General features: G+C 38.1%; 22 protein-coding genes and 1 riboswitch. Of the genes, 20 read left to right on the top strand and 2 right to left on the bottom strand.

Annotated elements, in window-relative coordinates:
- The first annotated feature begins 169 nt into the window (after positions 1–169).
- The 7 genes from EL101_RS11245 to EL101_RS11215 all read left to right on the top strand — a co-directional run bounded on the left by EL101_RS11245 (position 170) and on the right by EL101_RS11215 (position 8,054).
- Entirely contained in the window at positions 170–973 is an 804-nt protein-coding gene (locus EL101_RS11245) for an ABC transporter ATP-binding protein (RefSeq protein WP_086428356.1), read from the top strand.
- 25 nt (positions 974–998) lie between these two features.
- Entirely contained in the window at positions 999–2,003 is a 1,005-nt protein-coding gene (locus tag EL101_RS11240) for a FecCD family ABC transporter permease (protein ID WP_096596596.1), read from the top strand.
- Complete coding sequence (locus tag EL101_RS11235; protein WP_096588852.1) at positions 2,000–3,016, top strand: FecCD family ABC transporter permease; 1,017 nt, start codon at positions 2,000–2,002, stop codon at positions 3,014–3,016. The genes EL101_RS11240 and EL101_RS11235 overlap by 4 nt, the downstream gene beginning before the upstream one ends.
- Before the next feature lie 166 nt (positions 3,017–3,182).
- Positions 3,183–3,680, top strand: coding sequence for a hypothetical protein (locus EL101_RS11230; RefSeq protein WP_096596597.1), 498 nt, complete (start codon positions 3,183–3,185; stop codon positions 3,678–3,680).
- Between the two features lie 284 nt (positions 3,681–3,964).
- A complete protein-coding gene (locus EL101_RS11225) occupies positions 3,965–5,413 on the top strand; it encodes an MDR family MFS transporter (protein ID WP_096596598.1) in 1,449 nt (482 codons plus the stop codon).
- A gap of 505 nt (positions 5,414–5,918) precedes the next feature.
- Positions 5,919–6,986, top strand: a complete 1,068-nt coding sequence (locus EL101_RS11220) for a YkvI family membrane protein (RefSeq protein WP_096596599.1) — start codon at positions 5,919–5,921, stop codon at positions 6,984–6,986.
- A gap of 42 nt (positions 6,987–7,028) precedes the next feature.
- Positions 7,029–8,054 carry an alpha/beta hydrolase gene (locus EL101_RS11215; protein ID WP_096596600.1) on the top strand — a complete coding sequence of 342 codons (1,026 nt, stop codon included), beginning with the start codon at positions 7,029–7,031 and terminating at the stop codon, positions 8,052–8,054.
- Between the two features lie 255 nt (positions 8,055–8,309).
- Here the strand turns inward: EL101_RS11215 and EL101_RS11210 are convergent, their stop codons facing one another.
- Positions 8,310–8,837, bottom strand: coding sequence for a GNAT family N-acetyltransferase (locus EL101_RS11210; protein WP_096596601.1), 528 nt, complete (start codon positions 8,835–8,837; stop codon positions 8,310–8,312).
- A 160-nt stretch (positions 8,838–8,997) separates the two neighbouring features.
- Here EL101_RS11210 and EL101_RS11205 point away from each other — a divergent pair, with 160 nt between their 5' ends.
- The 7 genes from EL101_RS11205 to EL101_RS11175 all read left to right on the top strand — a co-directional run bounded on the left by EL101_RS11205 (position 8,998) and on the right by EL101_RS11175 (position 16,759).
- Positions 8,998–9,918 carry an NAD(P)H-binding protein gene (locus EL101_RS11205; RefSeq protein ID WP_096596602.1) on the top strand — a complete coding sequence of 307 codons (921 nt, stop codon included), beginning with the start codon at positions 8,998–9,000 and terminating at the stop codon, positions 9,916–9,918.
- Between the two features lie 5 nt (positions 9,919–9,923).
- Complete coding sequence (locus EL101_RS11200; protein WP_096596603.1) at positions 9,924–10,604, top strand: response regulator transcription factor; 681 nt, start codon at positions 9,924–9,926, stop codon at positions 10,602–10,604.
- The gene (locus tag EL101_RS11195) at positions 10,591–11,613 is read left to right on the top strand and encodes a sensor histidine kinase (RefSeq protein WP_096596604.1); all 1,023 of its coding nucleotides are present in this window, start codon (positions 10,591–10,593) and stop codon (positions 11,611–11,613) included. Before EL101_RS11200 ends, EL101_RS11195 begins: the two co-directional genes overlap by 14 nt.
- Before the next feature lie 105 nt (positions 11,614–11,718).
- Complete coding sequence (locus tag EL101_RS11190; RefSeq protein ID WP_096596605.1) at positions 11,719–12,480, top strand: ABC transporter ATP-binding protein; 762 nt, start codon at positions 11,719–11,721, stop codon at positions 12,478–12,480.
- Positions 12,470–14,368 carry an FtsX-like permease family protein gene (locus tag EL101_RS11185; protein ID WP_096596606.1) on the top strand — a complete coding sequence of 633 codons (1,899 nt, stop codon included), beginning with the start codon at positions 12,470–12,472 and terminating at the stop codon, positions 14,366–14,368. The genes EL101_RS11190 and EL101_RS11185 overlap by 11 nt, the downstream gene beginning before the upstream one ends.
- Positions 14,369–15,125: 757 nt before the next feature.
- Positions 15,126–15,743: a DUF47 domain-containing protein gene (locus EL101_RS11180; RefSeq protein WP_014614598.1), complete on the top strand. Its 618-nt coding sequence runs from the start codon at positions 15,126–15,128 to the stop codon at positions 15,741–15,743.
- Positions 15,744–15,757: 14 nt separating this feature from the next.
- Positions 15,758–16,759: an inorganic phosphate transporter gene (locus EL101_RS11175; protein WP_096596607.1), complete on the top strand. Its 1,002-nt coding sequence runs from the start codon at positions 15,758–15,760 to the stop codon at positions 16,757–16,759.
- A gap of 258 nt (positions 16,760–17,017) precedes the next feature.
- Here EL101_RS11175 and EL101_RS11170 read toward each other — a convergent pair whose 3' ends face one another.
- Entirely contained in the window at positions 17,018–17,845 is an 828-nt protein-coding gene (locus EL101_RS11170) for a LysM peptidoglycan-binding domain-containing protein (protein WP_096596608.1), read from the bottom strand.
- 340 nt (positions 17,846–18,185) lie between these two features.
- On the opposite strand from EL101_RS11170, the gene EL101_RS11165 reads away from it, so the two are divergent.
- From EL101_RS11165 to EL101_RS11140, 6 genes are all read left to right on the top strand, one after another.
- Positions 18,186–18,806: a Bax inhibitor-1/YccA family protein gene (locus tag EL101_RS11165; RefSeq protein WP_096596609.1), complete on the top strand. Its 621-nt coding sequence runs from the start codon at positions 18,186–18,188 to the stop codon at positions 18,804–18,806.
- A gap of 18 nt (positions 18,807–18,824) precedes the next feature.
- A riboswitch (TPP riboswitch) is annotated at positions 18,825–18,933 on the top strand.
- 77 nt (positions 18,934–19,010) lie between these two features.
- Positions 19,011–19,601: a thiamine phosphate synthase gene (locus EL101_RS11160; RefSeq protein WP_096596610.1), complete on the top strand. Its 591-nt coding sequence runs from the start codon at positions 19,011–19,013 to the stop codon at positions 19,599–19,601.
- Positions 19,602–19,802 carry a sulfur carrier protein ThiS gene (thiS, locus tag EL101_RS11155; protein ID WP_096596611.1) on the top strand — a complete coding sequence of 67 codons (201 nt, stop codon included), beginning with the start codon at positions 19,602–19,604 and terminating at the stop codon, positions 19,800–19,802.
- A 3-nt stretch (positions 19,803–19,805) separates the two neighbouring features.
- Entirely contained in the window at positions 19,806–20,573 is a 768-nt protein-coding gene (locus tag EL101_RS11150; protein ID WP_096596612.1) for a thiazole synthase, read from the top strand.
- A complete protein-coding gene (locus EL101_RS11145; RefSeq protein WP_096596613.1) occupies positions 20,573–21,577 on the top strand; it encodes a ThiF family adenylyltransferase in 1,005 nt (334 codons plus the stop codon). The genes EL101_RS11150 and EL101_RS11145 overlap by 1 nt, the downstream gene beginning before the upstream one ends.
- A gap of 75 nt (positions 21,578–21,652) precedes the next feature.
- Positions 21,653–22,369 carry a YebC/PmpR family DNA-binding transcriptional regulator gene (locus EL101_RS11140; RefSeq protein ID WP_096596614.1) on the top strand — a complete coding sequence of 239 codons (717 nt, stop codon included), beginning with the start codon at positions 21,653–21,655 and terminating at the stop codon, positions 22,367–22,369.
- Positions 22,370–22,379 lie beyond the last annotated feature (10 nt).

Genomic DNA, 22,379 nt, shown 5'->3' with positions numbered 1-22,379 from the left:
ATACTTGGCATAAACATGATAATGATTATCAATTGCATAAAATGTATATAGATTTCATAATATTAGGGAATGAAAAGCTCACGATTCGTGGTGAGTGTGAACAGTAACGCCTTAATCACGTAATCGATGGTGTGTAAGGGCGTAATCGTTTTAAGAAAGAAGGATGACGATGAGTAGATTAACAGGTAAAGAGGTCACAATTGGGTATGGTGACCGTGTCATTGTTGATAATTTAGATGTCGCAATTCCAGATGGTGCCATTACGTCAATTATTGGGCCCAATGGCTGTGGCAAATCAACATTATTAAAAGCACTTTCTCGATTATTAAATACAAAAAGTGGTGAAATTTGTTTAGACGGCAAAAATATTCATGTCCAGTCAACAAAAGAAATAGCTAAAAAAATAGCGATTTTACCTCAGTCTCCAGATGTGGCGGATGGTTTAACGGCTGGAGAGCTTGTTTCTTATGGTCGTTTCCCACATCAAAAGGGCTTTGGTCGTTTGAACGAAGAAGATAAAAAAGCGATTGATTGGGCGATGCGTGTGACAGGAACGATAGATTTTAAGCATCGTGCAGTCAACGATCTAAGTGGTGGGCAACGTCAACGTGTTTGGATTGCGATGGCGCTCGCACAAAAAACAGACATTATTTTTCTTGATGAACCGACAACGTATTTAGATATTTCACACCAACTTGAAATTTTAGAACTTGTACAAGAACTGAATGCTGAACACGGCACGACAATTATTATGGTATTACACGATATTAATCAAGCGATTCGTTTTTCAGATCACCTCATCGCAATGAAAGATGGCGATATTATTAAACAAGGTGATACGCATGAAGTACTGACGAATGAAATTTTAGAACGCGTATTTAATATTGATGCAGAGTTGAGTACAGATCCACGTACAGGTAAACCGATGCTCGTGACGTACAACCTCTTGTGTAAACATTACGAAAAAGCCTAAAGGTTGGATAAACGGAGTATAGAACATGTTGGAAAAAAGAGTAAATATGAAGTGGAGTGATGCGGTACAGTTTGGCTGTGCCGTTATCGTATTGTTGATAGTATTTATTATTGCGACTTTATTAGGTGAAGCGCATGTGAATTTAAGTACCATTTTTGAAGCAATTTTTCATTATAATCCAAAAATCCAAGCACACAATGTGATTTCAGAAGTTCGTATCCCTCGAAATATCGGTGCTGTGCTAGTAGGGATGGCGCTTGCAACAGCGGGTGCCGTGATTCAAGGTGTCTCTAAAAATGGACTTGCAGACCCCGGCTTAATTGGTTTGAATGCTGGGGCTGCTTTTGCTTTAGCGCTCACTTTCGCACTGTTTCCAGGCGCATCATTTATTGCGCATATTATTGCTGGTTTTATCGGGGCGATGCTAGGTGGCGCGATTGTGATGACGATTGGTGCGTCGAGACGAGATGGTTTTAACCCAATGCGTCTCATTTTAGCCGGTGCTGCTGTCAGTGCGCTGTTAACGGCACTCAGTCAAGGGGTGGCGCTCATTTTTCGTCTCAATCAATCCATTAACTTTTGGAGCGCAGGTGGGGTGTCAGGCACCAATTGGCAACAAATTCAAATCAGCGTGCCGATTATTTTAGTGTCGTTAATCTTATTAATATTGATGAGCCGACAGTTGACGATTTTAAGTTTGGGTGATGCGTTAGCTGTAGGACTCGGTCAAAATATAAAAATGGTCCGCACAGTCGCTTTAATTTTATCGATGCTACTTGCAGGCGTTTCTGTAGCAATGGTCGGTCAGATTGCATTTGTCGGTCTCATCGTCCCTCATATCGTACGTTTTTGGGTCGGTACAGATTATATGAAAGTCCTTCCGATGACTGCGGTAGTAGGTGGTACACTCGTCTTAGGTGCGGACCTTGTGGCGAGACTGTTAGGTGAAGCGCCAATGAGTGCCGTTATCTCCTTTATCGGTGTCCCTTACTTTTTCTATTTGATTCGTAAAGGAGGACGTACGCTATGATTCATCCGCGTTTAAAACGAAAGCAGCAGTTAACATTCATTAGTGCACTCATCCTTTTAATGCTCGCAATCGCATGGAACTTAACGACGGGTGAATATGCGATGTCGTACGGCCAAATTATTCAAACTTTCCTAGGACAAGGTGATGCGGCAGATCGACTCATTTTAATTGATTTTCGTTTGCCACGTGTCGTCATTACGTTGTTAGCGGGAATTGCTTTAAGTATGAGTGGTGCTATATTACAAAGTGTCACTAAAAACCCTCTCGCTGAACCGGGAATTTTAGGCATTAATGCAGGAAGCGGTTTTGCTATCGCGTTGTTTATCTCTTTAGGTCAAATACACGCCGATCAATTTGTCTACGTTTTACCTATTGTCAGTATGATGGGCGGCTTAGGGACGGCACTCGCCATTTTCATATTGAGTTACCAAGGCGATAAAGGGCTTTCTCCGGCAAGTATGGTGTTGATTGGTGTCGGGATGGCCACTGCATTATCTGGTGCAGCACTTACGATTATGGCGACCTTTAATAAAGAGCAATCTGAATTTATTGCAACTTGGCTAGCCGGAAATATATGGGGTGATACATGGCCATTTGTGTTTGCCTTTTTACCATGGCTCATCGTATTAGTGCCATTTTTATTCATCAAGTCAGAAACACTTAACATTATAAATACGAACGATACGGTGTCTAAAGCATTGGGCATTCGACTCAATAAAGAACGGTTCATTTTAGTTTTAGTAGCCGTGACGCTTTCAAGTGTTGCAGTCGCTGTCGCCGGTGCAATAGGTTTCATCGGTTTAATGGGCCCGCATATCGCGAAATCTATCGTCGGTCCGAGACATCAACTTTTCTTACCGATCGCCATTATAATAGGGGCATTATTACTCGTTGTTGCAGATACGCTGGGCAAAATTCTTTTACAACCGAGTGGCTTACCTACCGGATTAATCGTTGCTGTCATTGGTGCGCCATATTTCTTATATTTGATGTATCGCACACGTTCTGTATAATTTCAGCCTCAAGATTGAAGTATATTTCTATAAAATATGTTAAAATGTTCATTGTATTAAAAAATTTGATAAAATTGGACTTAATGTGATTCGCCAATCTGTAATCTTAGTGCAAGTATGTTAAGATGATAGTGATTGGACTATGGCACATTCAGGAGGACGAGCCATGCAAGATTTAATAAAGAGACATGTCTTAAACGGCGAATTTGACGCAGTGAAAAAATTAATGTCTGCCACTGACTTTTTAGAATTTGAAGAAGCCTATATTTCCAGTGCGTATGAAGATGAAAGCGTCATGTATTACACTTGCTTGTTGTACATGATTAAAGAAGAAGAAACAACTGAAATCCATGACTTAGCTTTTCTATTACTCGTATACCCTTTAAGTGACGTGCCAGGTGCAATTGATGCAGCGTATTATCATGCCGAATCTTCTATTGATTTGACAAAGGGTAAAGAGGTGAAGAGCTTGTTGCAAATGTTATTGTTACATGCACTTCCGGAACCTGTGATTTCTGATAAAAAAGCTTTCGAAGTTTCGAAACAAATATTAAAACTTGATCCGAGCAATAAAGTCGCACGTAATGTATTGAAAGATACTGCAAAACGTATGGATCAAGTCGTTGTTGACTTTGACCAATTAAGTCATTATAAAGACGCATAATTTTTTGAATAGAAACCATTCGATGTGATGCAAGCATTGGATGGTTTTTTTACATGTGTAGATAATGTGACGTTCCAGTACATGACATTGAGGAAAACTGATTTCTTAGTTTGGTTTTATGTCAAAAGAGATACAGTGTTAACAAAGGGGGAATGAAAGATGATGAATAAAGAAATGCCATTGATACAATTTACAATCAAATATTGAAAGTAAAATTGTAGCAGTATCTATTTATTATCAATTTGTGTATAATAAACAAGTTCGAAAAAAGAGGGGGTTGAATTATGGGGAACAAAAGTTATTCAAAAATTATTATGACGGTATTTCTCATTGGTGCTTTTTTCATGATTTTAAATGAAACACTATTGAATATTGCATTACAAGAGCTAATGCATTACTTTGATATTTCGAGAACGACCGTGCAGTGGATGGCTAGTGGTTTTATGATGATCATGGGAATTGTTTCACCACTATCTGCGTTAATTATCCAATGGTTTACGACAAGACGATTATTTTTAGGGCTACTCGTCATCTTTACAGTAGGTTCATTCGTGGCAGGTTTTGCTGTGAATTTTCCGATGTTATTAACAGGACGAATGATTCAAGCAGTGGGGACTGGCTTGATGATTCCCCTTATTATGAATGCGATGCTCCTTTTATTTGATGAGTCAGTGAGAGGGCGTGTCATGGGGACATTTGGACTGATCATCATGTTTGCACCTGCACTAGGGCCGACTTTATCAGGTGTTATTGTTGACTATTTAGGATGGCGTTGGTTGTTTTTTAGCGTTATTCCGTTTATGTTATTTACATTTGTATTTGCATTTATTTTCTTAAAAAATGTGGGAGAAGTCACACGACCTAAAATCGATGTACTGTCAATTATTCTATCAACGGTCGGTATTACAGGATTAATCTTCAGTGTGTCTAAAGTGAGTTCGGTAGATGGCGGCTTATTAAATTGGGAAATCGCCGTACCACTTGTTATTGGACTTATCAGTATTATTGCTTTTATCCGTCGACAGTTTATTTTAGAGGAACCTATTTTAGATTTTCGCGTATTGCATTATCACAATTTCCGTAAAGGGATGATCATTTTTGTGATTGTGATGATGAGTATGTTTGCATCTGAAATTGTGATGCCGATGTATTTACAAGGACCTATGGGATTCTCAGCTAAAGTTGCAGGTCTTATTTTACTACCGGGTGCTTTGTTAAATGGTTTACTCTCACCATTTATGGGAGGATTGTTTGACAAATTTGGACCGCGTAAAATGGTTATTCCTGGTTTGTTTTCACTTTTGGCAGTCGCGATATTCTACACAACCATTCATCCAGGTATTCCAGTTTATGTCTTTGTGATTGCTTATATTGTACTCATGGTCGGCATTGCTTCTATTATGATGCCAGCAAGTACAAATGGTTTAAATGCTTTACCACAAGATAAGTATCCACACGGCACAGCGATTTTTAATGTCCTACAACCGATTGCAGGGGCAACAGGTATTGCGGTGTTTGTAGGTATTGTTTCTGGTGTACAAAATAACGAAATCTCAAAACATGAACATGTGACACAAGATATTATCAACAAAGCGATGACGATGGGGATGCACAGCGCTTATATTTTCGCAATTGTATTGATTGTAATTGGTATTTTCTTCGCGTTTAGATTAACAAACGCTTCTAAAGAAAAGAAATTACAAGAAGCGGCTTCACAAACATCAGAACAATGATGATATCGTCTTTTTAGGGGCTAGGAAATGAAGTTTTCTTAGTCTCTTTTTCTTATGTATGGGTATTTCACTAGATGAGGCTAAGGATAGAAAGCCGGTCTCGTTTTCAAATCAACGGTACTTCATTTTAAAAAAATTAATATTTCTGTTTAGTTATGTATAATGTTACAATTAAAATGAAATTCCGATAAAATCCGTGCTCCAAAATAATGAATTCAAGTGTCATGATGAAAAAGAATGCAATTTTCCCATGTTTTTTGCATTCTTATAAGAAATTGTCCTTGATTTCCCTTTAAATATGAATAAAAATACAAAAACAATACACTATAGCGTTTGTTTATTCGATAAAGGGTATAAAAAATAGCGTGTAAATGAATTTGATGACATCATGAACGCTGTCGTATCAAGGGATACAGACGTTTTTAAAACTTGATGAAATTTGAAATTAATGAATGAATATGTTTTAATGTTTAACGTGTTTTGCTAACGAGGAGGTCAAAACAGTATGAAAAAATATAGTGAAGCTATAAAGATAGCTTTTGCCTATGTAGGGGTAGTGGTCGGTGCCGGCTTCTCTACAGGTCAAGAAGTACTGCAATTTTTTAGTCAGTTCGGTATTTATTCCTATATAGGTGTGGTGATTTCAGGGTTAATCTTGACGTTTATCGGTCGTCAAGTTGCGAAAATCGGAACAGCGTTTGACGCGGAAAACCATGAATCAACACTCGAATATCTATTTGGTAAAAAACTTGGACTTGTGATTGACTATGTTTTAATTTTGTCATTGTATGCTGTAACGATTACGATGATTGCAGGTGCAGGTTCAACGTTTTATGAAAGTTTCGGCGTGCCAATATGGCTTGGCGCATTGATTATGTGTATTATCGTTTATATTACGTTATTAATGGATTTCAACAAAATTGTGCGCGCATTAGGCATTGTGACACCGGTATTGATTGTGTTAGTAGTACTGATTGCCGTAGCATCATTATTCCAAGGTTCGATCCCATTTTCAAAAATCAACAGTGTAGTAGAAAAGCCGAATTTAGGTATCGCGATTTGGAACGGTTTTAACTATGGTGGTTTAGCTTTCGCAGTTGGTTTTAGTACGCTTGTAGCCATTGGTGGCGATGCGTCTAAACGATTAGTTTCAGGCTTAGGTGGCTTAATTGGTGGCGTTGTTTATCTCGTACTTTTAGGTTTAATCAACTTTGCGCTTCACTCTGAATATACTGAGATTAAAGATGCAGCGATTCCTACATTAGTTTTAGCTGGAAAAATATCACCTATTTTAACGTTTGTACTTTCTATCGTGATGTTAGCGGTCATGTATAATACGATTTTAGGCTTATCTTATTCATTTGCAGCGCGGTTCACATCACCGTATTCTAAACGTTATTATATTATGATTTCTATTTTAGTCCCATTAGCTTATGCATTGAGTTTCGTAGGTTTTGAAGGCTTAATCGCTGTCGTGTATCCAATGATGGGGGTTATCGGTCTATTTATCGTTGTTGCAGTTGTTGTTAAATACTTCTATAGAAAATCTCAAGATAAGAAATTCATTGCTTAATTAATAGGATATGTTACAATTTTTCCGAAAGGAAAGATTGGAATGACAAATCGTAGAAAAAGATGGATTTTGATTACCGTCATTATTCTTATTGTTATAGCCGGTCTGATAACCGGCTATTTTTTGAATTCTCGTGCCTCCAAAGTGGGTGAGAATAAAGTTTCGATTCAAAACAAAAATGTTTCAGCTTTTGAAAATATTACATATATGGAAGGACTTCCAAACAGTCAATTGGATATTTTAATGCCGAAACATGTGAATGCCTATGACAAATTGCCAGTTATTTTTTGGGCACACGGCGGTGGCTTTATCGCAGGGGATAAGCAATATAAAAATCCTCTACTGGCGCAAATTGTAGAGCGCGGTTATGTTGTGGTGAATGTCAATTATGCGTTGGCTCCGGAATACCAATATCCGACCCCACTTATTCAAATGAACAATGCAGTTCGTTTTATTAAGGCACATGAGCAAGAGCTACCGATTAATTTAGATGAAGTGATTATCGGCGGGGATTCTGCGGGCGCACAAATTAACAGTCAGTTTACAGCGATTCAAACGAATGCGCAATTGCGTGCTGACATGGGGTTTGAACAGCAATTTAAACCAGAACAACTGAAAGTAGCTATTTTCTTTGGTGGTTTTTACGATATGCAAACCGTACGTTCGACTGAATTTCCAAGAATTGATTTATTTATGAGAAGCTATACAGGCGTGAAACATTGGGAAACACGGTTTAAAAATATTGCTGAAATGTCGACGAAAAATCAAATTACGTCTGATTTCCCAGCCACTTATTTGTCAGTAGGTGATGCGGATCCGTTTATGAGCCAAAATGTTTCTTTTGCTGATGCGTTAGAGAAAAAAGGTGTTGTTGTAGAACGCTTTTTCTTTGACGGTTCACATCAATTAAAACATCAATATCAATTTCATTTACAGAAACCAGAGTCTAAAGAAAATATTCAAAAAGTATTGGGCTTTTTAAGTCGAAATACGTCTAACACACAAGTGAATACAGAAGTGAAAGATGACATTCATACAGAAATTAATTTAAATCCGTATGATATGTAGTGTCGATAAATGAACGTCGGCTGTGCTCAATTGATTTAGTAGTAGCCATCTACATCAAATGATGAGAAAGAGGTTGGGATGATTTAACACCCAACCTCTTTCTCTGCATATCTATAAAGGCAAGGGGGGATATCAAGCTTCCTAGCCTGTTGCCTATGTTTTGTTAGCCATGAAAGCGTCTTAATTTATCAAAAATCTTAAATGGATTAACAATGAATTTAGTGATTCGCTATTGGAAATGGTACACTAAATGTATCAATGTGATTCATCTGTCGGTTCACTTAATAAATAAGCCATAATCAGTTCGTTAAAATATTGCCCTTGAATTTTTAAAGTGTGGCGCATTTCACCTTCAACTTTAAATCCGGCACGTTCATATAGATGAATAGCTGTTTTATTTTCAGTGACTACAGTTAACGCAATTCGAGTGATCCCGCGTTCTTGACACCATTTTTTACAATGTTGAATTAAATCAAAGCCAATACCTAAGCCTTGGAATTGACGTAGCACCGCCATGGAAATTTTTGCTTGATGTTCAATACGACGAAGTTTTTGAGTGGTCACCGTCAAATAACCGACTAATTGATGTTCATTTTCTGCGACGAGGATGGTGAGATGGGGTGAAGTGATGACAGCTTCGATACGTGAAATCGCGTTTTCAAATGAAGGCATATATTCACCTGGATCATAAAGCATGTATTCTGATTCTTCAAAAACTTGTTGCATCAGTGTAGTCAATGCTTCCACATCATTGATACTGACTTCCCTGATTGTAATCGTCATGCCTATACCTCCATTCAGTACTTAATCATAGGATACGTTGTTGGAATGCTCTTAAGCTTATTGTAGCCTAATTTAATAAATATAGGAAATTTCTAACATGATTAATTGAGTTTTGAAAAATGGATTATAGATTGATAATGAAAAGAGAAAGGAGTTTTTTATGAAACCGCATGTGTTGTTAGCTGGAGGTACCGGTTATATCGGCCAAAGCTTAATCAAAGAATTGCGTGATACGACGATACTACATACTATCTCACAATATCCTGAAAGTCAGTCGCATACGGACGTCACAGTGATTAAAGGTGATATTTATCATTATGCGGATGTGTTACGTGCAATGGAAAAAATAGATATTGCAGTCTACTTTTTAGATCCGACGAAACACTCAGCCAAAGTGACACGTGCATTAGCGAAAGATTTAAATTTAATTGCGGCTGATAATTTTGGACGTGCTGCCGCGCAACAACAAGTGAAAGAAATCATATATGTGAGGGGAAGCCAGTTTGATGATGAAACAGTCAAACAATTAGGTGCTTATGGCGTCCCTGTTAGAACGACTGAACATGCTGTCAAACGTCCGCAAATTTCTGTTGAATTTCAAACGTCAAAATACAACGATATTCGTATTGCACATCATATCCCAAGACCTCAACCTTGGAATTTAGCGCAATGGATTCAACAATTGCGCATATGGCTCACGATCACACCGGGCACGAGGGTTACGGTTGAACAAGAAGGCCAACAATTCAAAGTGTACCGCAAAAATAGTGCGCAGTTGTTAATGCAGATAGAGTTGGAAAAAATAGATGATGATTTGTATCGACTCGTGATGACACAAGGGCGTTTAGCACGATTAAATCAAGGCAAGCGTGCACAAATTGAATTTCGATACATTCGTCAATTCGATTTTGTGATTGCCCACGTCTTTGATTTTATTCCAAACGCACTCTGGCCGGTCGCATATTTTGTTCAAGTACCCTTTATTCAAATGATGCTGCGTGGTTTTGATACGAAATGTCGCATTCATCATTTTCAATATCGTAAACAAAACGGAGAGGACTTACGTTACACAAAGGACTGATGAAAATGGATATACTCCTTGTAGAAGATGATCAAACTTTATGTCAACAAATTACTGAAGCATTAGCCAGTTGGGATTTCAATGTGATTAAAGTGCACGATTTTAATGCTGTGCTCCAAACTTATCTTGAACATGAACCGCATATGATTTTAATGGATATTACGTTGCCGAAATTTGATGGTTTTTATTGGACGCGCCAAATTCGTCAACATTCAAGTGTGCCTATCATTTTCATTTCGTCTCGTGATAGCCCGATGGATCAAGTGATGAGCATGGAAATTGGTGCCGATGATTATGTGCAAAAGCTGTTTCATATGCCCGTACTCATTGCGAAACTTCAAGCGATTTTCCGACGTGTGTATCAATACAATCAACAAGAACGGCGCACAATGATTTGGCAAGAGGCGGTCGTCGATTGGTCAAAAGGCACAGTGACCAAGCAAGATGATGTGACTTATTTATCCAAAACTGAAATGTTGATTTTAGAAGTGTTGCTGCAACATAAAAATGAGATTGTGGCGAGAGAAGACTTAATGACAGCACTCTGGGATGACGAAGCGTTTGTCAGTGATAATACGTTGACGGTCAATGTGAATCGTTTGCGTAAAAAGTTAACAGCAATGGGGATGCCGTCGGTGATTGAAACGAAAGTTGGAAAGGGATATATTGCGCATGACAACGTCTAAATGGTTTTTATATTTCTTGAGAGAACGTATCAATTGGATTGTAATGTTTATTGTTTTTGATGTTATATTGTTGTGTTTTGGCTTTTTAGATGATGACATTCCTTACCATAATTTGGTGTATGTGATTGGCGTCAAATGGATTGTAAGTGTGTTCTTTTTGCTTCGTGTCTATATAAAAGAAACACGGTTTTATATGCATTTAGAGACATTTGAAGAGATTGAAGTTTTCCAACAGAATCGACTAGCAGAGACGCCTTTTGAAAAAGTGACCCTCAATTATTTAGAAACAAAGATGATGCAGTTGCAACAATCGATAGGCGAACAACAGCACCGAATAGACTTGAATGAACAGAGCATGACAGAATTTATTCACGATATCAAAACACCTGTGACGGCGCTCAAGTTATTGATTGAAAAAGAAGAAAACCATGTGAGAAAGCAGCAACTCATGTATGAATGGTCACGGATTGATTATATGCTGGACCAACATTTGTTTTTAGTGCGTCTCAATCATCAAGCGCATGATATGTATTTTGAAAAAGTGACATTGCGTGAACTGGTCATTGATGAAATACGACAAACACGTCATATTGCGATGCATAAAGGGATAGGGTTTAATGTCGATATTTCTGAAACGACAAAGGTGTACACGGATAAGCGGTGGATGCGTATGGTCATTCGGCAAATTATTTCAAATGCAATTAAGTATTCTGAGCATGCAGATATAGATGTGTATCAGACGATGGAAGAGGGACATGTTCAGTTACATATTCGTGATTACGGTGTCGGCATCGCACAACACGATATGCCACGTATTTTTCAACGTGGTTTTGCAGCTCAGAATGGCGCGCACGTACAATCCTCCTCTGGCATGGGGCTTTATTTAGTGAAAGCAGTCCGTGAAGCACTTCGGTTTGATATCGATGTCACTTCTCAAATCGGTGAAGGGACGACTGTCACGATTCAGTTCGCCAAACAAAATGATTATATTGCACGCATGTCAAAGTGACAAAACTGTCACATGAGGCATGCGTTTTGTCACGTGATTCACACGATTTTGATGCGGATGTCCGCTAAAATAAAAGTATCAATTCATTGTAAAGGAGTGTTCAACGTGTCTATTCTAAAAGTGAGTCACGTGAGTAAAATATATGGCAATAAAAAGCAATCATTTGAAGCGTTAAAGGATGTGCATTTTACAGTTGAAAAAGGTGAGTTTGTGGCGATTATGGGGCCTTCAGGATCGGGGAAAACCACTTTATTAAACGTCATTAGTTCGATTGATAATGTCACAAGAGGTACAATTGAAATTAACGGTCAAGATATTACGAGAATGTCTAATAAACAATTATCCTATTTCAGAAAAAAAGATGTCGGTTTCATTTTTCAAGATTACAACGTGTTGCATACTTTAACAGTACGAGAAAATATTATGTTACCGCTCTCAATTACGAAACTCAGTCATCAAGAAGCAGAAACACGTTATCAAGAAGTGACAGAGGCGTTAGGGATTACTGATATTGGTAGCAAATATCCTGATGAAATTTCAGGAGGACAAAAACAACGTACCGCAGCAGCACGTGCATTGATTAGTAAACCGGCGATTGTTTTTGCTGATGAACCTACTGGGGCATTGGACTCTAAGAGCGCACAGGACTTGTTAAAACGTTTAGAAACCATCAACCAACAAATGGAAACGACGATTGTCATGGTGACACATGATCCGGTTGCCGCGAGCTATGCGAATCGTGTCATTATGTTAAAAGATGGTCAAATTCATACGGAGTTATTCCAAGGCGAACAACCTGTTTCACAATTTTATCAAGAAATCATTCACAACCAGAGCGTATTAGGTGGTGTGAAACATGCGTTTTAGTGCGATCGTCCTCAAAAATTTTAAACAAAACTTAAGACATTATGGCATTTATTTGTTTTCTTTAATGCTTAGTATCGCACTTTATTTTAGTTTTGTGACTTTAAAATATACCGATAGTATTGCAGATGGAGAAAACGCAAAATTGTTAAATTCAAGTGCAGGAATCGGTGAAAAGTTTTTATTTGTGATTATCATCATATTTTTAATGTATGCGAATCGGCTATTTATTAAACGCCGGACGAAAAGTTTTGCGCTATTTCAACTCATCGGTTTATCACGTAAAGATTTAATGCGCATGATGATGCTAGAACAAGCGATCATCTTTATCGGAACAACAGTCATCGGACTGCTTCTAGGCTTATTTGGTTCACGTTTATTACTATTGATTGTTAAAAAGACAGCTCAAATCCCACTTGAAATTAAAATTTTATTTGAACCTGCAGCGCTCACAGTGACGATGATTTTGGTGGTCATTTCATTCATCTTAATTATGGTGCAAAGTTTTATATTCATTAAGCGTCGTTCGATTATTCAACTGATGTATGATGTGCAACAAAGTGAAGCGACACAAGCAAATATGACGAAAACAGAAATGATTTTTGGGATTCTCGGCATTGCGATGATTGGATTAGGTTATTACTTATCGACAATCATGCTTAAAAATGTTGAACTTATCTTAATTTCTGCGCTTTCAATACTCTTTTTAACTGTTGTGGGGGCGTACTTCTTTTTCAGAAGTTCCGTGTCGTTAATTTTTAAATCATTAAAAAGAAGCAAACGTGGTTACGTTAATGTGACAGATGTTGTGTTTACTGCGTCGATCATGCATCGAATGAAAAAGAACGCCTTCTCATTAACAGTGATTGGAATTATTTCAGCGATTACGATTACATTGTTATCTTTTGCGACGATTAGTAAAGCAAACATTGAAAATAATGTAAATGGCCTCGCACCTCATGAATTTACGTATATTAATCAAGGAGAGGCCCAAAAGTTTGAAGCGTATTTAAATGCGAAAAATATTCCATATAATAAAGTGGTCCAACATGTCATCGAAGTACCAATTGTTCATTCGGGTAAAGCATTGCATAAAGACGTTAACAGCCTGCCAATCATTAGTGATGCAGAAGTTGACAAAATGGATGTAAATCCAGGTGAAATTACATTAGTCAATTACTTTAAAGTATCAGAAGCTTTTATTGGGTTAGATGAAGGGGTGACAATCGATTTAGGACGTAAAGAGAAGCATGCCCCATTAGAAATTACAGAAACATCGCCATACAATGTGTTATCTTATCGTGCAACTTTGGGACGTTCTGTAGGCATTGTCGATCATAAAACATTTGAGATGCTTAAAGCAACGCAGATTAAAGATAAAGACAATCCACCGGTTACACAGGTGGGATTTGATTTGAAAAATGCGAAAGATGTTGCAACAGTTGAAAGTGCGAATGAGCAATTCAATCAAATGTTATCACAGTCTCGTACATCATTAGAAAAAGAACAATTGGCATTTTCAGGTATGTTCTTGTTTGTAAGTGGCTTCTTAGGAATTGCCTTTTTAATTGCAGCAGGATGTATCATTTACATTAAACAAATGGATGAAAATGAAGATGAAATGGCAAACTATCAAATTTTACGTAAAATGGGTTACACACACCAAGATATGTTTAAAGGATTAGCATTGAAAATCGCTTTTAACTTTGGGTTACCGTTGATCATCGGTTTAGGACATGCCTTTTTCGCAGCACGCGCTTTTAATACATTGATGAATGGCGTGGACTTTGCACCTGTTATTCTTGCGATGACAGTTTATGCGGTCATTTATTTGATATTTGCAGTGCTCGCTTATTATCATTCGAGACGTGTGATTAAGTTTTCGATTTAACAATGTGAAAGGGAGAGAAAGTTGATGTTCAGGTTGAGCCAGATGCATCTTCTTATCCTATCTTTCTATGTTTTATTTTTACAGTTTATCCTCGTTAAATGAATTTAGCGGGGGTGTTTTTTTGTTGTGATACGTTTCGTTTTCTCCAGTCATAAGTTTGTCCTCATTGATTGGCTGTCTTTGTTATTCAATTATTAAAAAAGGCGAGATTTCTAAAGGGTCAGATGCAGCTGAATTGGATTGAGGCAAGTCCATAGAAACACGAACCTATAAGGGCAATTGTGAATTTAAAATTTTCGAATCACAGCGTCAATGATAAGTTTTTATTATCACGATAAAGTGTGTGATAAAGTCAAAATGAGTCAGTAAAAAGCTTAAAAAATTTTTCTAAGATTTTAATTATTTTACAAAAGCGACATATTTAAGGCGATTTGCATCAAAAAAATTACAAAATACGCCACAAATAGTGCCTTCACCTTCCCGAAAAGTCTTATCCAATGATTGATTTCACATCTTCACAAAATAAAATGTTAAGGTTTTGTAAATTTAATTGTAGCTTCTTTAAATATGTGCTATTTTCGAATAGGATTATGAAAAAATGTGAAAACATTGGGCACCAACAAAATTGAAAGTTAAAAAGGTGATGTTGCCTGCACGTTATGTTTTGAGTTAACAAGGAATTAACAATATTTTATAATTAAAGTAACATAACTTTTACAATAGTGATTTAGGTAATCGCTGAATGGAGGATTTTGACATGATTAGGAAGAAAAAGGATAAGTTCATGGAGCGTCTAGAGGATATGATTTTCAATTTAGACCGAGCTGCAATCGAATTCGGTAAAATGGATTTCAATACACATTTAGATTTGCGAGCTTATGCCGACAACGTGAAGACGTATGAATCTCATGGTGACGAATTAATGCACCAAGTGATTACAGACCTCAATCAAACATTTATTACACCTATTGAACGTGAAGACATTATGTCATTGTGTAATGCGATTGATGACGTCTTAGATGCGATGGAAGAAACGTCCGCTATGTTTGAAATGTACTCAATAGAATATACAGATGAATACATGTTAGAGTTTGTAGATAATATTCAAAAAGCAATCGGGGAAATGAAATTAGCAATTGGCTTAATGACAGAGAAAAAGCTTTCACATATGCGCGTTCACTCAATCAATATTAAAGAATACGAAACAAATTGTGACGGTATTTTACGTCAATCCATTAAACATATTTTTAATAGTGAAACAGATCCTGTCACTTTAATTAAGATCAAAGACATTTATGAAAGTTTGGAAAATATTGCTGACCGCTGTCAAGCTGTTGCGAATAATTTTGAAACAATCATAATGAAAAATAGCTAAGGGAGTCCTCATTTATGGAGTTTTTGTTGCTTATTACAGTAGCTATCATTATCTTTTCGTTATTATTTGATTTTATTAACGGATTTCACGATACAGCGAATGCAGTAGCGACAGCGGTATCGACACGTGCCTTAACGCCAAGACAAGCCATTTTCTTAGCAGCTATCATGAACTTTATTGGTGCTTTGACATTTACAGGTGTGGCTTCAACGATTACAAAAGAAATTGTGGATCCATTTACTTTAGATAATGGTCTCATCGTTGTATTATCCGCGATATTAGCTGCAATTGTGTGGAATTTAGTCACTTGGTTTTACGGTATACCGAGTTCGTCTTCACATGCGTTAATCGGTGCAATTGCTGGTGCGGCGATTGCTTCTGCAGGTTCAGTTGATGTATTACACTATCAAGGTTTTACAAAAATCGTGCTTGTGTTAATTTTATCGCCTGTGATCGCGTTCGTTGTCGGTTTTATCATGTATACGATTGTCAAACGTGTATTTAGAAATGCGAATTTGACACGTGCGAATCGTAACTTCCGTATTTTCCAAATTTTCACAGCGTCGTTACAGTCGTTCTCACACGGGACGAATGATGCGCAAAAGTCAATGGGTATCATTACAATGGCATTAATCGTAGCAAATATGCAAACAAGTGTCGAGCCAGCATTATGGGTAAAAGTGGCCTGTGCTGCTGCAATGGGCTTAGGTACAGCAGTCGGTGGTTGGAAAATTATTAAAACTGTCGGTGGCAATATCATGAAAATCCGTCCTGCAAATGGGGCGTCAGCAGACTTAGCATCCGCGTTAACGATCTTTGTGGCATCATCGTTACATTTTCCATTGTCAACAACACACGTCGTTTCATCTTCAATTCTCGGTGTGGGCTCATCTAACCGAATTAAAGGTGTGCATTGGAATACAGCTAAACGAATGATTGTGACATGGGTGATTACATTACCTATTTCTGCATTGATTGCTGGTATTTTTTACTTCATTTTAAATTTATTCTTATAATGATAAATATATAAGCAAAGAGCTGAGATGTATGTCTCGGCTTTTTTTGATGTCAATTATTTGGGGAGTAGTACAAAGTTCTTATTGTGACAAAAGTATCGTCGTGATGCTCTGGCAAGGATAATGAGGGTGCTCTCAAACGTCGCACAGCTTTTGACAAACTACAAAAACACAATGTGCATTTTCGTTAAAAGGGCAACAAAAAAGATTAACCAATGATGTCCAAAAACACCTTAGTTAATCTCTCTCTTCGCAATATTAATGAATATAATTGTATGATGAAGCAATTGATGCTGGAATTGTGCGATAATCTTGTTGTCCTGGTGGTGTATTGTAGTTCATTTCTGAAATTAAAATACTACCATCATAGTTCACACGTTCAACAAAAGCCACGTGACCCACAGGACCTTCAAAGTTTTGCATAATTGAACCAGTTGTTGGATTATGGTCTACTGTATAACCATCTGCTGCGGCATTAGCTGCCCAATGATCAGCGTTCCACCAATACGTACTAATAGGTTGACCGATTTGTGCACGACGATCAAATACATAATACGTACATTGACCCCAATCGTATAAGTTTTGATGGTTAAATGTAGGTGTGTTGAATTGGCCGATTGTTGAGATGCTACCTGTTCCGCCGGCGCCACCTGTTTTTGGTGCAGTGCCGCCCCTGTTACCACCAGGGATTTGAAGTTGTTGGTTAGGATGGATTAAGTAGCTCGTTAATCCGTTAGCACGCATTAAGTCTTGAACAGATACACCATATTTTGTGGCAATAATATTTAAAGATTCGCCAGCTTGTACAGTGTATGCGCCTCCAGTTTGTTGTGGTACAGTCGCAGAAGATTGCGCACCACTGCCGCCACCGATAGATAAGACTTGGCCTGGGAAGATCATGTTGTTTTGTAATTGATTGGATTGCTTAAGTGCATCAACTGTCGTGCCATATTTTTGCGCGATGGACCAAAGTGAATCACCAGATTGGACTGTATATTGTGTTGACGCGTCGGCATCTTGATGATTGAACATAGCGACGGCTGCCGCACCTGAAGTCAACGTACATGCAAATGCGAGTTTTTTCAATGTATTGCCTCCTTATTTACACGAATGATAATATCTGTTGAGCAATGAATAACGAAATGTGTAATTTGATTATTAATTCAATCATTATGATAACAAAAATATAATCATATAGGGGAGATGTTACGAATCTGTAATATTGCAAAAAATATAGTTGTGTTATCGTATAGTACTTAAATGTTGTCACTATCCAATTTGTAGAAAATTTGACTTGCAAATCTTTTGAGATAATTAAAGTTTTTGTAATATAAATGTATCGTTTCTCAATGGAATAGTTGTATCATTTCTACATTTGATTCTGCTGTAACATATCGTAAAATAGAAGGAAAGGAGGCAAAATGAGATGGCAACACAAAATCAATCCCGTTCTGCTTATGCTAAAGTATGGTTGTTTTTTATGTATTATTGGCTGATTTTTGGGATTTCAACATATTTCGGACAATTTTTACCGATAGCTTGGCGACAACCACTCTCTATCGGACTACTCGTCTTAATCTTAGCATCAATGGTATTTCAACGTGTGCGCTTTAGTGGCCCGATTATTTCTCACATTTATACGATTGTCGTCGGATTATTATCTTATGCGGCATTTATGTATACATTACAAGACTTAGGCGCGCGCTTATTTTTCAATATGGTGATTTTAGCCGTGTCTGGATTCGTTATTTTTGGTATCCTCGGTTATTTTTGGATTAAAGATGCGTCGAGCTTAGGAAGATATTTATTTGTGACATTAATCGCACTGATTTTAGCAGGTCTTGTAGGTTGGTGGATTCACAGCCCAGTTTATTACATGATCATTGCAGTTGTCGGGTTATTACTATTTTTACTGTATACACTTTATGACTTCAATCGTATGAAGCGAGGTCAGTTTTCACCACGAGAATTAGGCTTTAATTTATTTATAAACCTTTTCCACATTATTCGTTATGTGTTAGAATTAGCTCGTATCATGAAACGATAAAACAATTGCATATTTGAAACAATCCACTGGAAGTGCCGTTCATAATGGCTGAGATTGAAATGTTGATTTCAAAATTCCTGAACCTGATCCAGTTCGTACTGGCGTAGGAAAGTGGCTGTATTCGTGTCAAGTGAGGCTACTTTTCTGTTGTAAAAAATGGGGAAGTAGTTTTTTTATTGTAAATAGCAAGGGAGGGATAAGGCGATGATCATTGTGATTACACCGTATGTTGTATTAGACGACTGGCATATCAAAAGACTCTGTGTTATTGAAAATCGGATCGCAGGTGTCATTATACGGACGCCAATGAATCGACACGCACTCAAGCAATGGCTCATCCGATTATTGGCGAACGACTTTCCAAAATCTAAAGTCATCATACATACGGACATAGCATTAGCGGCAGAACTCGGCATTTCAAATGTGCATTTTAAAGAGGGGGATCAACGTGCTGCATCATTAAAAGAAGCACACCCGCATTATCAAGTGAGTATGTCGACACATTCAGCAGCGATGGTTCGTAATGCAAAAGCGCAACATTTAGATTTTGTGTTATTCGGACACCTTTTTCCCACTTCGTCAAAACCTGACTTGCCACCGCGCACACAACTTGAAATGGATGAAGTTTTGGCTATTGATTTTCCAGTAGTGGCATTGGGAGGCATCACAGCTGACACAGTACAACAGATATCGTCTCATTTTACAGGAATTGCGTGTATGAGCAGTGCATTTGGACATAAGCTTCAACAGTTTGAAAAGATGATTGATAATTGGTCATTAAAGAAGGTGAAATGAATGGAAGTTTTTGTAAATGGAGAACGGCAACAATTTGAAGAAGGCACAACGGTACAAGACATTTTAGACCATTACGGTATTGAAGCGAAACGGATGGCAGTCGAACGTAATGCAACAGTCGTGAAACGTTCGGCATGGGCCACAACTGAAGTACGGCAAGATGATCGATTAGAAGTGTTAGAATTTGTAGGAGGCGGTTAACAGATGTTTAAAATTGGAGATTTAACATTCAACTCGAGATTATTTTTAGGAACAGGCAAATTTGAAAACGAAGCCATCCAGTCTAAGGCGATTGAAGCATCAGAAACAGAAGTGCTCACATTTGCGGTGCGACGTATAAGTTTATATGACCGAAATTTACCGAACCCTCTAGCGAATGTCGATTTATCAAAGTTTACGACATTTCCTAATACAGCAGGAGCAAAAACAGCAGAAGAAGCGGTGCGTATTGCTGAATTAGCGCGTGAAGCTGGCGTGTGTGACATGATTAAGGTCGAAGTGATTGGCGATGATGATACATTACTTCCAGACCCACTCGAAACGTACAAAGCGTGTGAAATTTTATTAGAAAAGGGTTATATTGTTTGCCCATACATTTCAGATGATGTCGTGTTAGCTAAGCGACTCGAAAGTTTAGGTGTTCATGCGGTGATGCCACTTGCTTCTCCGATTGGGACAGGACGCGGTATTACTAACCCATTGAATTTACGTTATATCATCGAAAAATGTGAAGTACCGGTCATTGTAGATGCAGGGATTGGTTCAGCAAAAGACTGTGCCGAAGCGATGGAACTTGGTGCAGATGCGATTTTGCTCAATTCAGCTGTATCCCGTGCACAAGATCCCGTGAAAATGGCCGAAGCGATGAAAAAAGGCATTGAAGCGGGGCGTCTGAGCTATGAAGCAGGGCGTATTCCGATTCGTTATAATGCAGTTCAATCAAGTCCATCAGAGGGGCTAGGCTTTTTATAATGACACGCTATCATAGACAAATCCGCTTCCCACATTTTGGAGAACAGAGCCAACGTCAGTTACAACAATTGCACGTCTTTGTCATCGGTGTCGGTGCTTTGGGAAGTGGTATTGCAGAACAACTGGTGAGAAGTGGTGTCGGCAAACTGACCATCGTCGATAAAGATGTGGTGCATCTATCTAACTTACATCGTCAAAGCGGCTATGTTGAAGCAGATGCTGAAGCGATGAAGCCGAAAGTATTTGCGCTAAAGGAACGACTCGCGATGATGAATCATGAAGTCACAATCGAACCGTTATACGAAGAAGTGACAGCACGGAATATTGAAGGCATTCTCGAGGAACTCCAACCAGACATCGTACTTGATGGCTTGGATCGTTTTGAAACACGTTATTTAGTGAATGAAGCGACACGAAAATTGGATATTCCTTATATTTATGGTGCAGTTGTGGGAAGTCAGCTGAGTGTCTTTCCTATTAGTCATGACGGTCCTTGTTTACATTGTGTGATGCCGGATGTGCCTGAGACGATGGAAAGTTGTGACCTTAACGGCGTCTTGCCACCCGCTGTTCATTTGGCGAGTAGTTTTGTCGTGGCAGAAGTCTTTTATTACTTGATGCATGGTGATTTTTCTTACCAAATGACAACAAGTGATATTCATCAAGGTAAAGTGAAAAAGATCTCGATTCAAAGTCTTAAAGAAGCGGACTGTCCCGTATGTGCTCAGCATCAGTTCATGCGTCTACAAAATAAACAACTCAAATCTACGCAATTGTTATGTGGTGGCGTATTTCAGTTTAGATTGGCTCCAGAACAATTTGAAGCAGCGATAAGTAAAGAAGTTGCAATTTTGATTGATAATCCTTTCGTTAAACGCTTTCGACTTGAAGCGTGTGACATGACATTGTATCAAGATGGACGGCTATTAGTATATGGCGCAGAGGATATTCATACGGCACAATCCGTCGCTCGACAACTGTTTGAACACCCCATTCCTATTTAGAATGTTGCCATAGTCTAAATTTTACATGTATAATAAAGGGTACTCAAAAAAGTATTTGAAAGCGAGATGGAAGTCATGGGACGTAAATGGAATAATATTAAAGAAAAGAAAGCGCAAAAAGACAAAAATACAAGTCGTATTTACGCTAAATTTGGTAAAGAAATTTATGTAGCGGCGAAATCAGGTGAACCCGATCCTGAGTCAAACCAACAGTTAAAATTTGTCCTTGAACGCGCAAAAACTTATTCTGTACCCAACCATATTATTGATAGAGCGATTGAAAAAGCGAAAGGTGGCGGCGAGGAAGACTTCGATGCGCTTCGCTATGAAGGTTTCGGTCCAAGTGGTTCGATGGTGATTGTGGATGCCTTAACGAACAACGTCAATCGTACAGCTTCTGATGTGAGAGCAGCTTTCGGTAAAAACGGCGGAAATATGGGCGTATCTGGCTCAGTGGCTTATATGTTTGACCATACGGCGACGTTTGCATTTGAAGGCTTTGATGCGGATACCGTGCTTGAAGCTTTAATGGAAAATGATATTGATGTCCGTGACGTCATTGAAGAAGGCGGTTTAACGATTGTATACGCAGAGCCTGATCAATTTGCGACTGTCCAAAAAGCATTAGTCCAATTAGGTGTGACATCATTTGAAGTTGCTGAACTTGAAATGTTACCACAAACGGAAGTTCAACTTTCAGCAGAAGATCAAGACACATTTGAGAAATTAATCGATGTATTAGAAGAATTAGAAGACGTTCAACACGTTTATCATAATGTAGAACTTGCATAGTCACTGGAGG

The sequence above is a fragment of the Staphylococcus delphini genome, from assembly GCF_900636325.1.
GTDB classification, from domain to species: Bacteria; Bacillota; Bacilli; order Staphylococcales; family Staphylococcaceae; genus Staphylococcus; species Staphylococcus delphini.
This window is presented reverse-complemented; position numbering and strand designations above follow the sequence as displayed.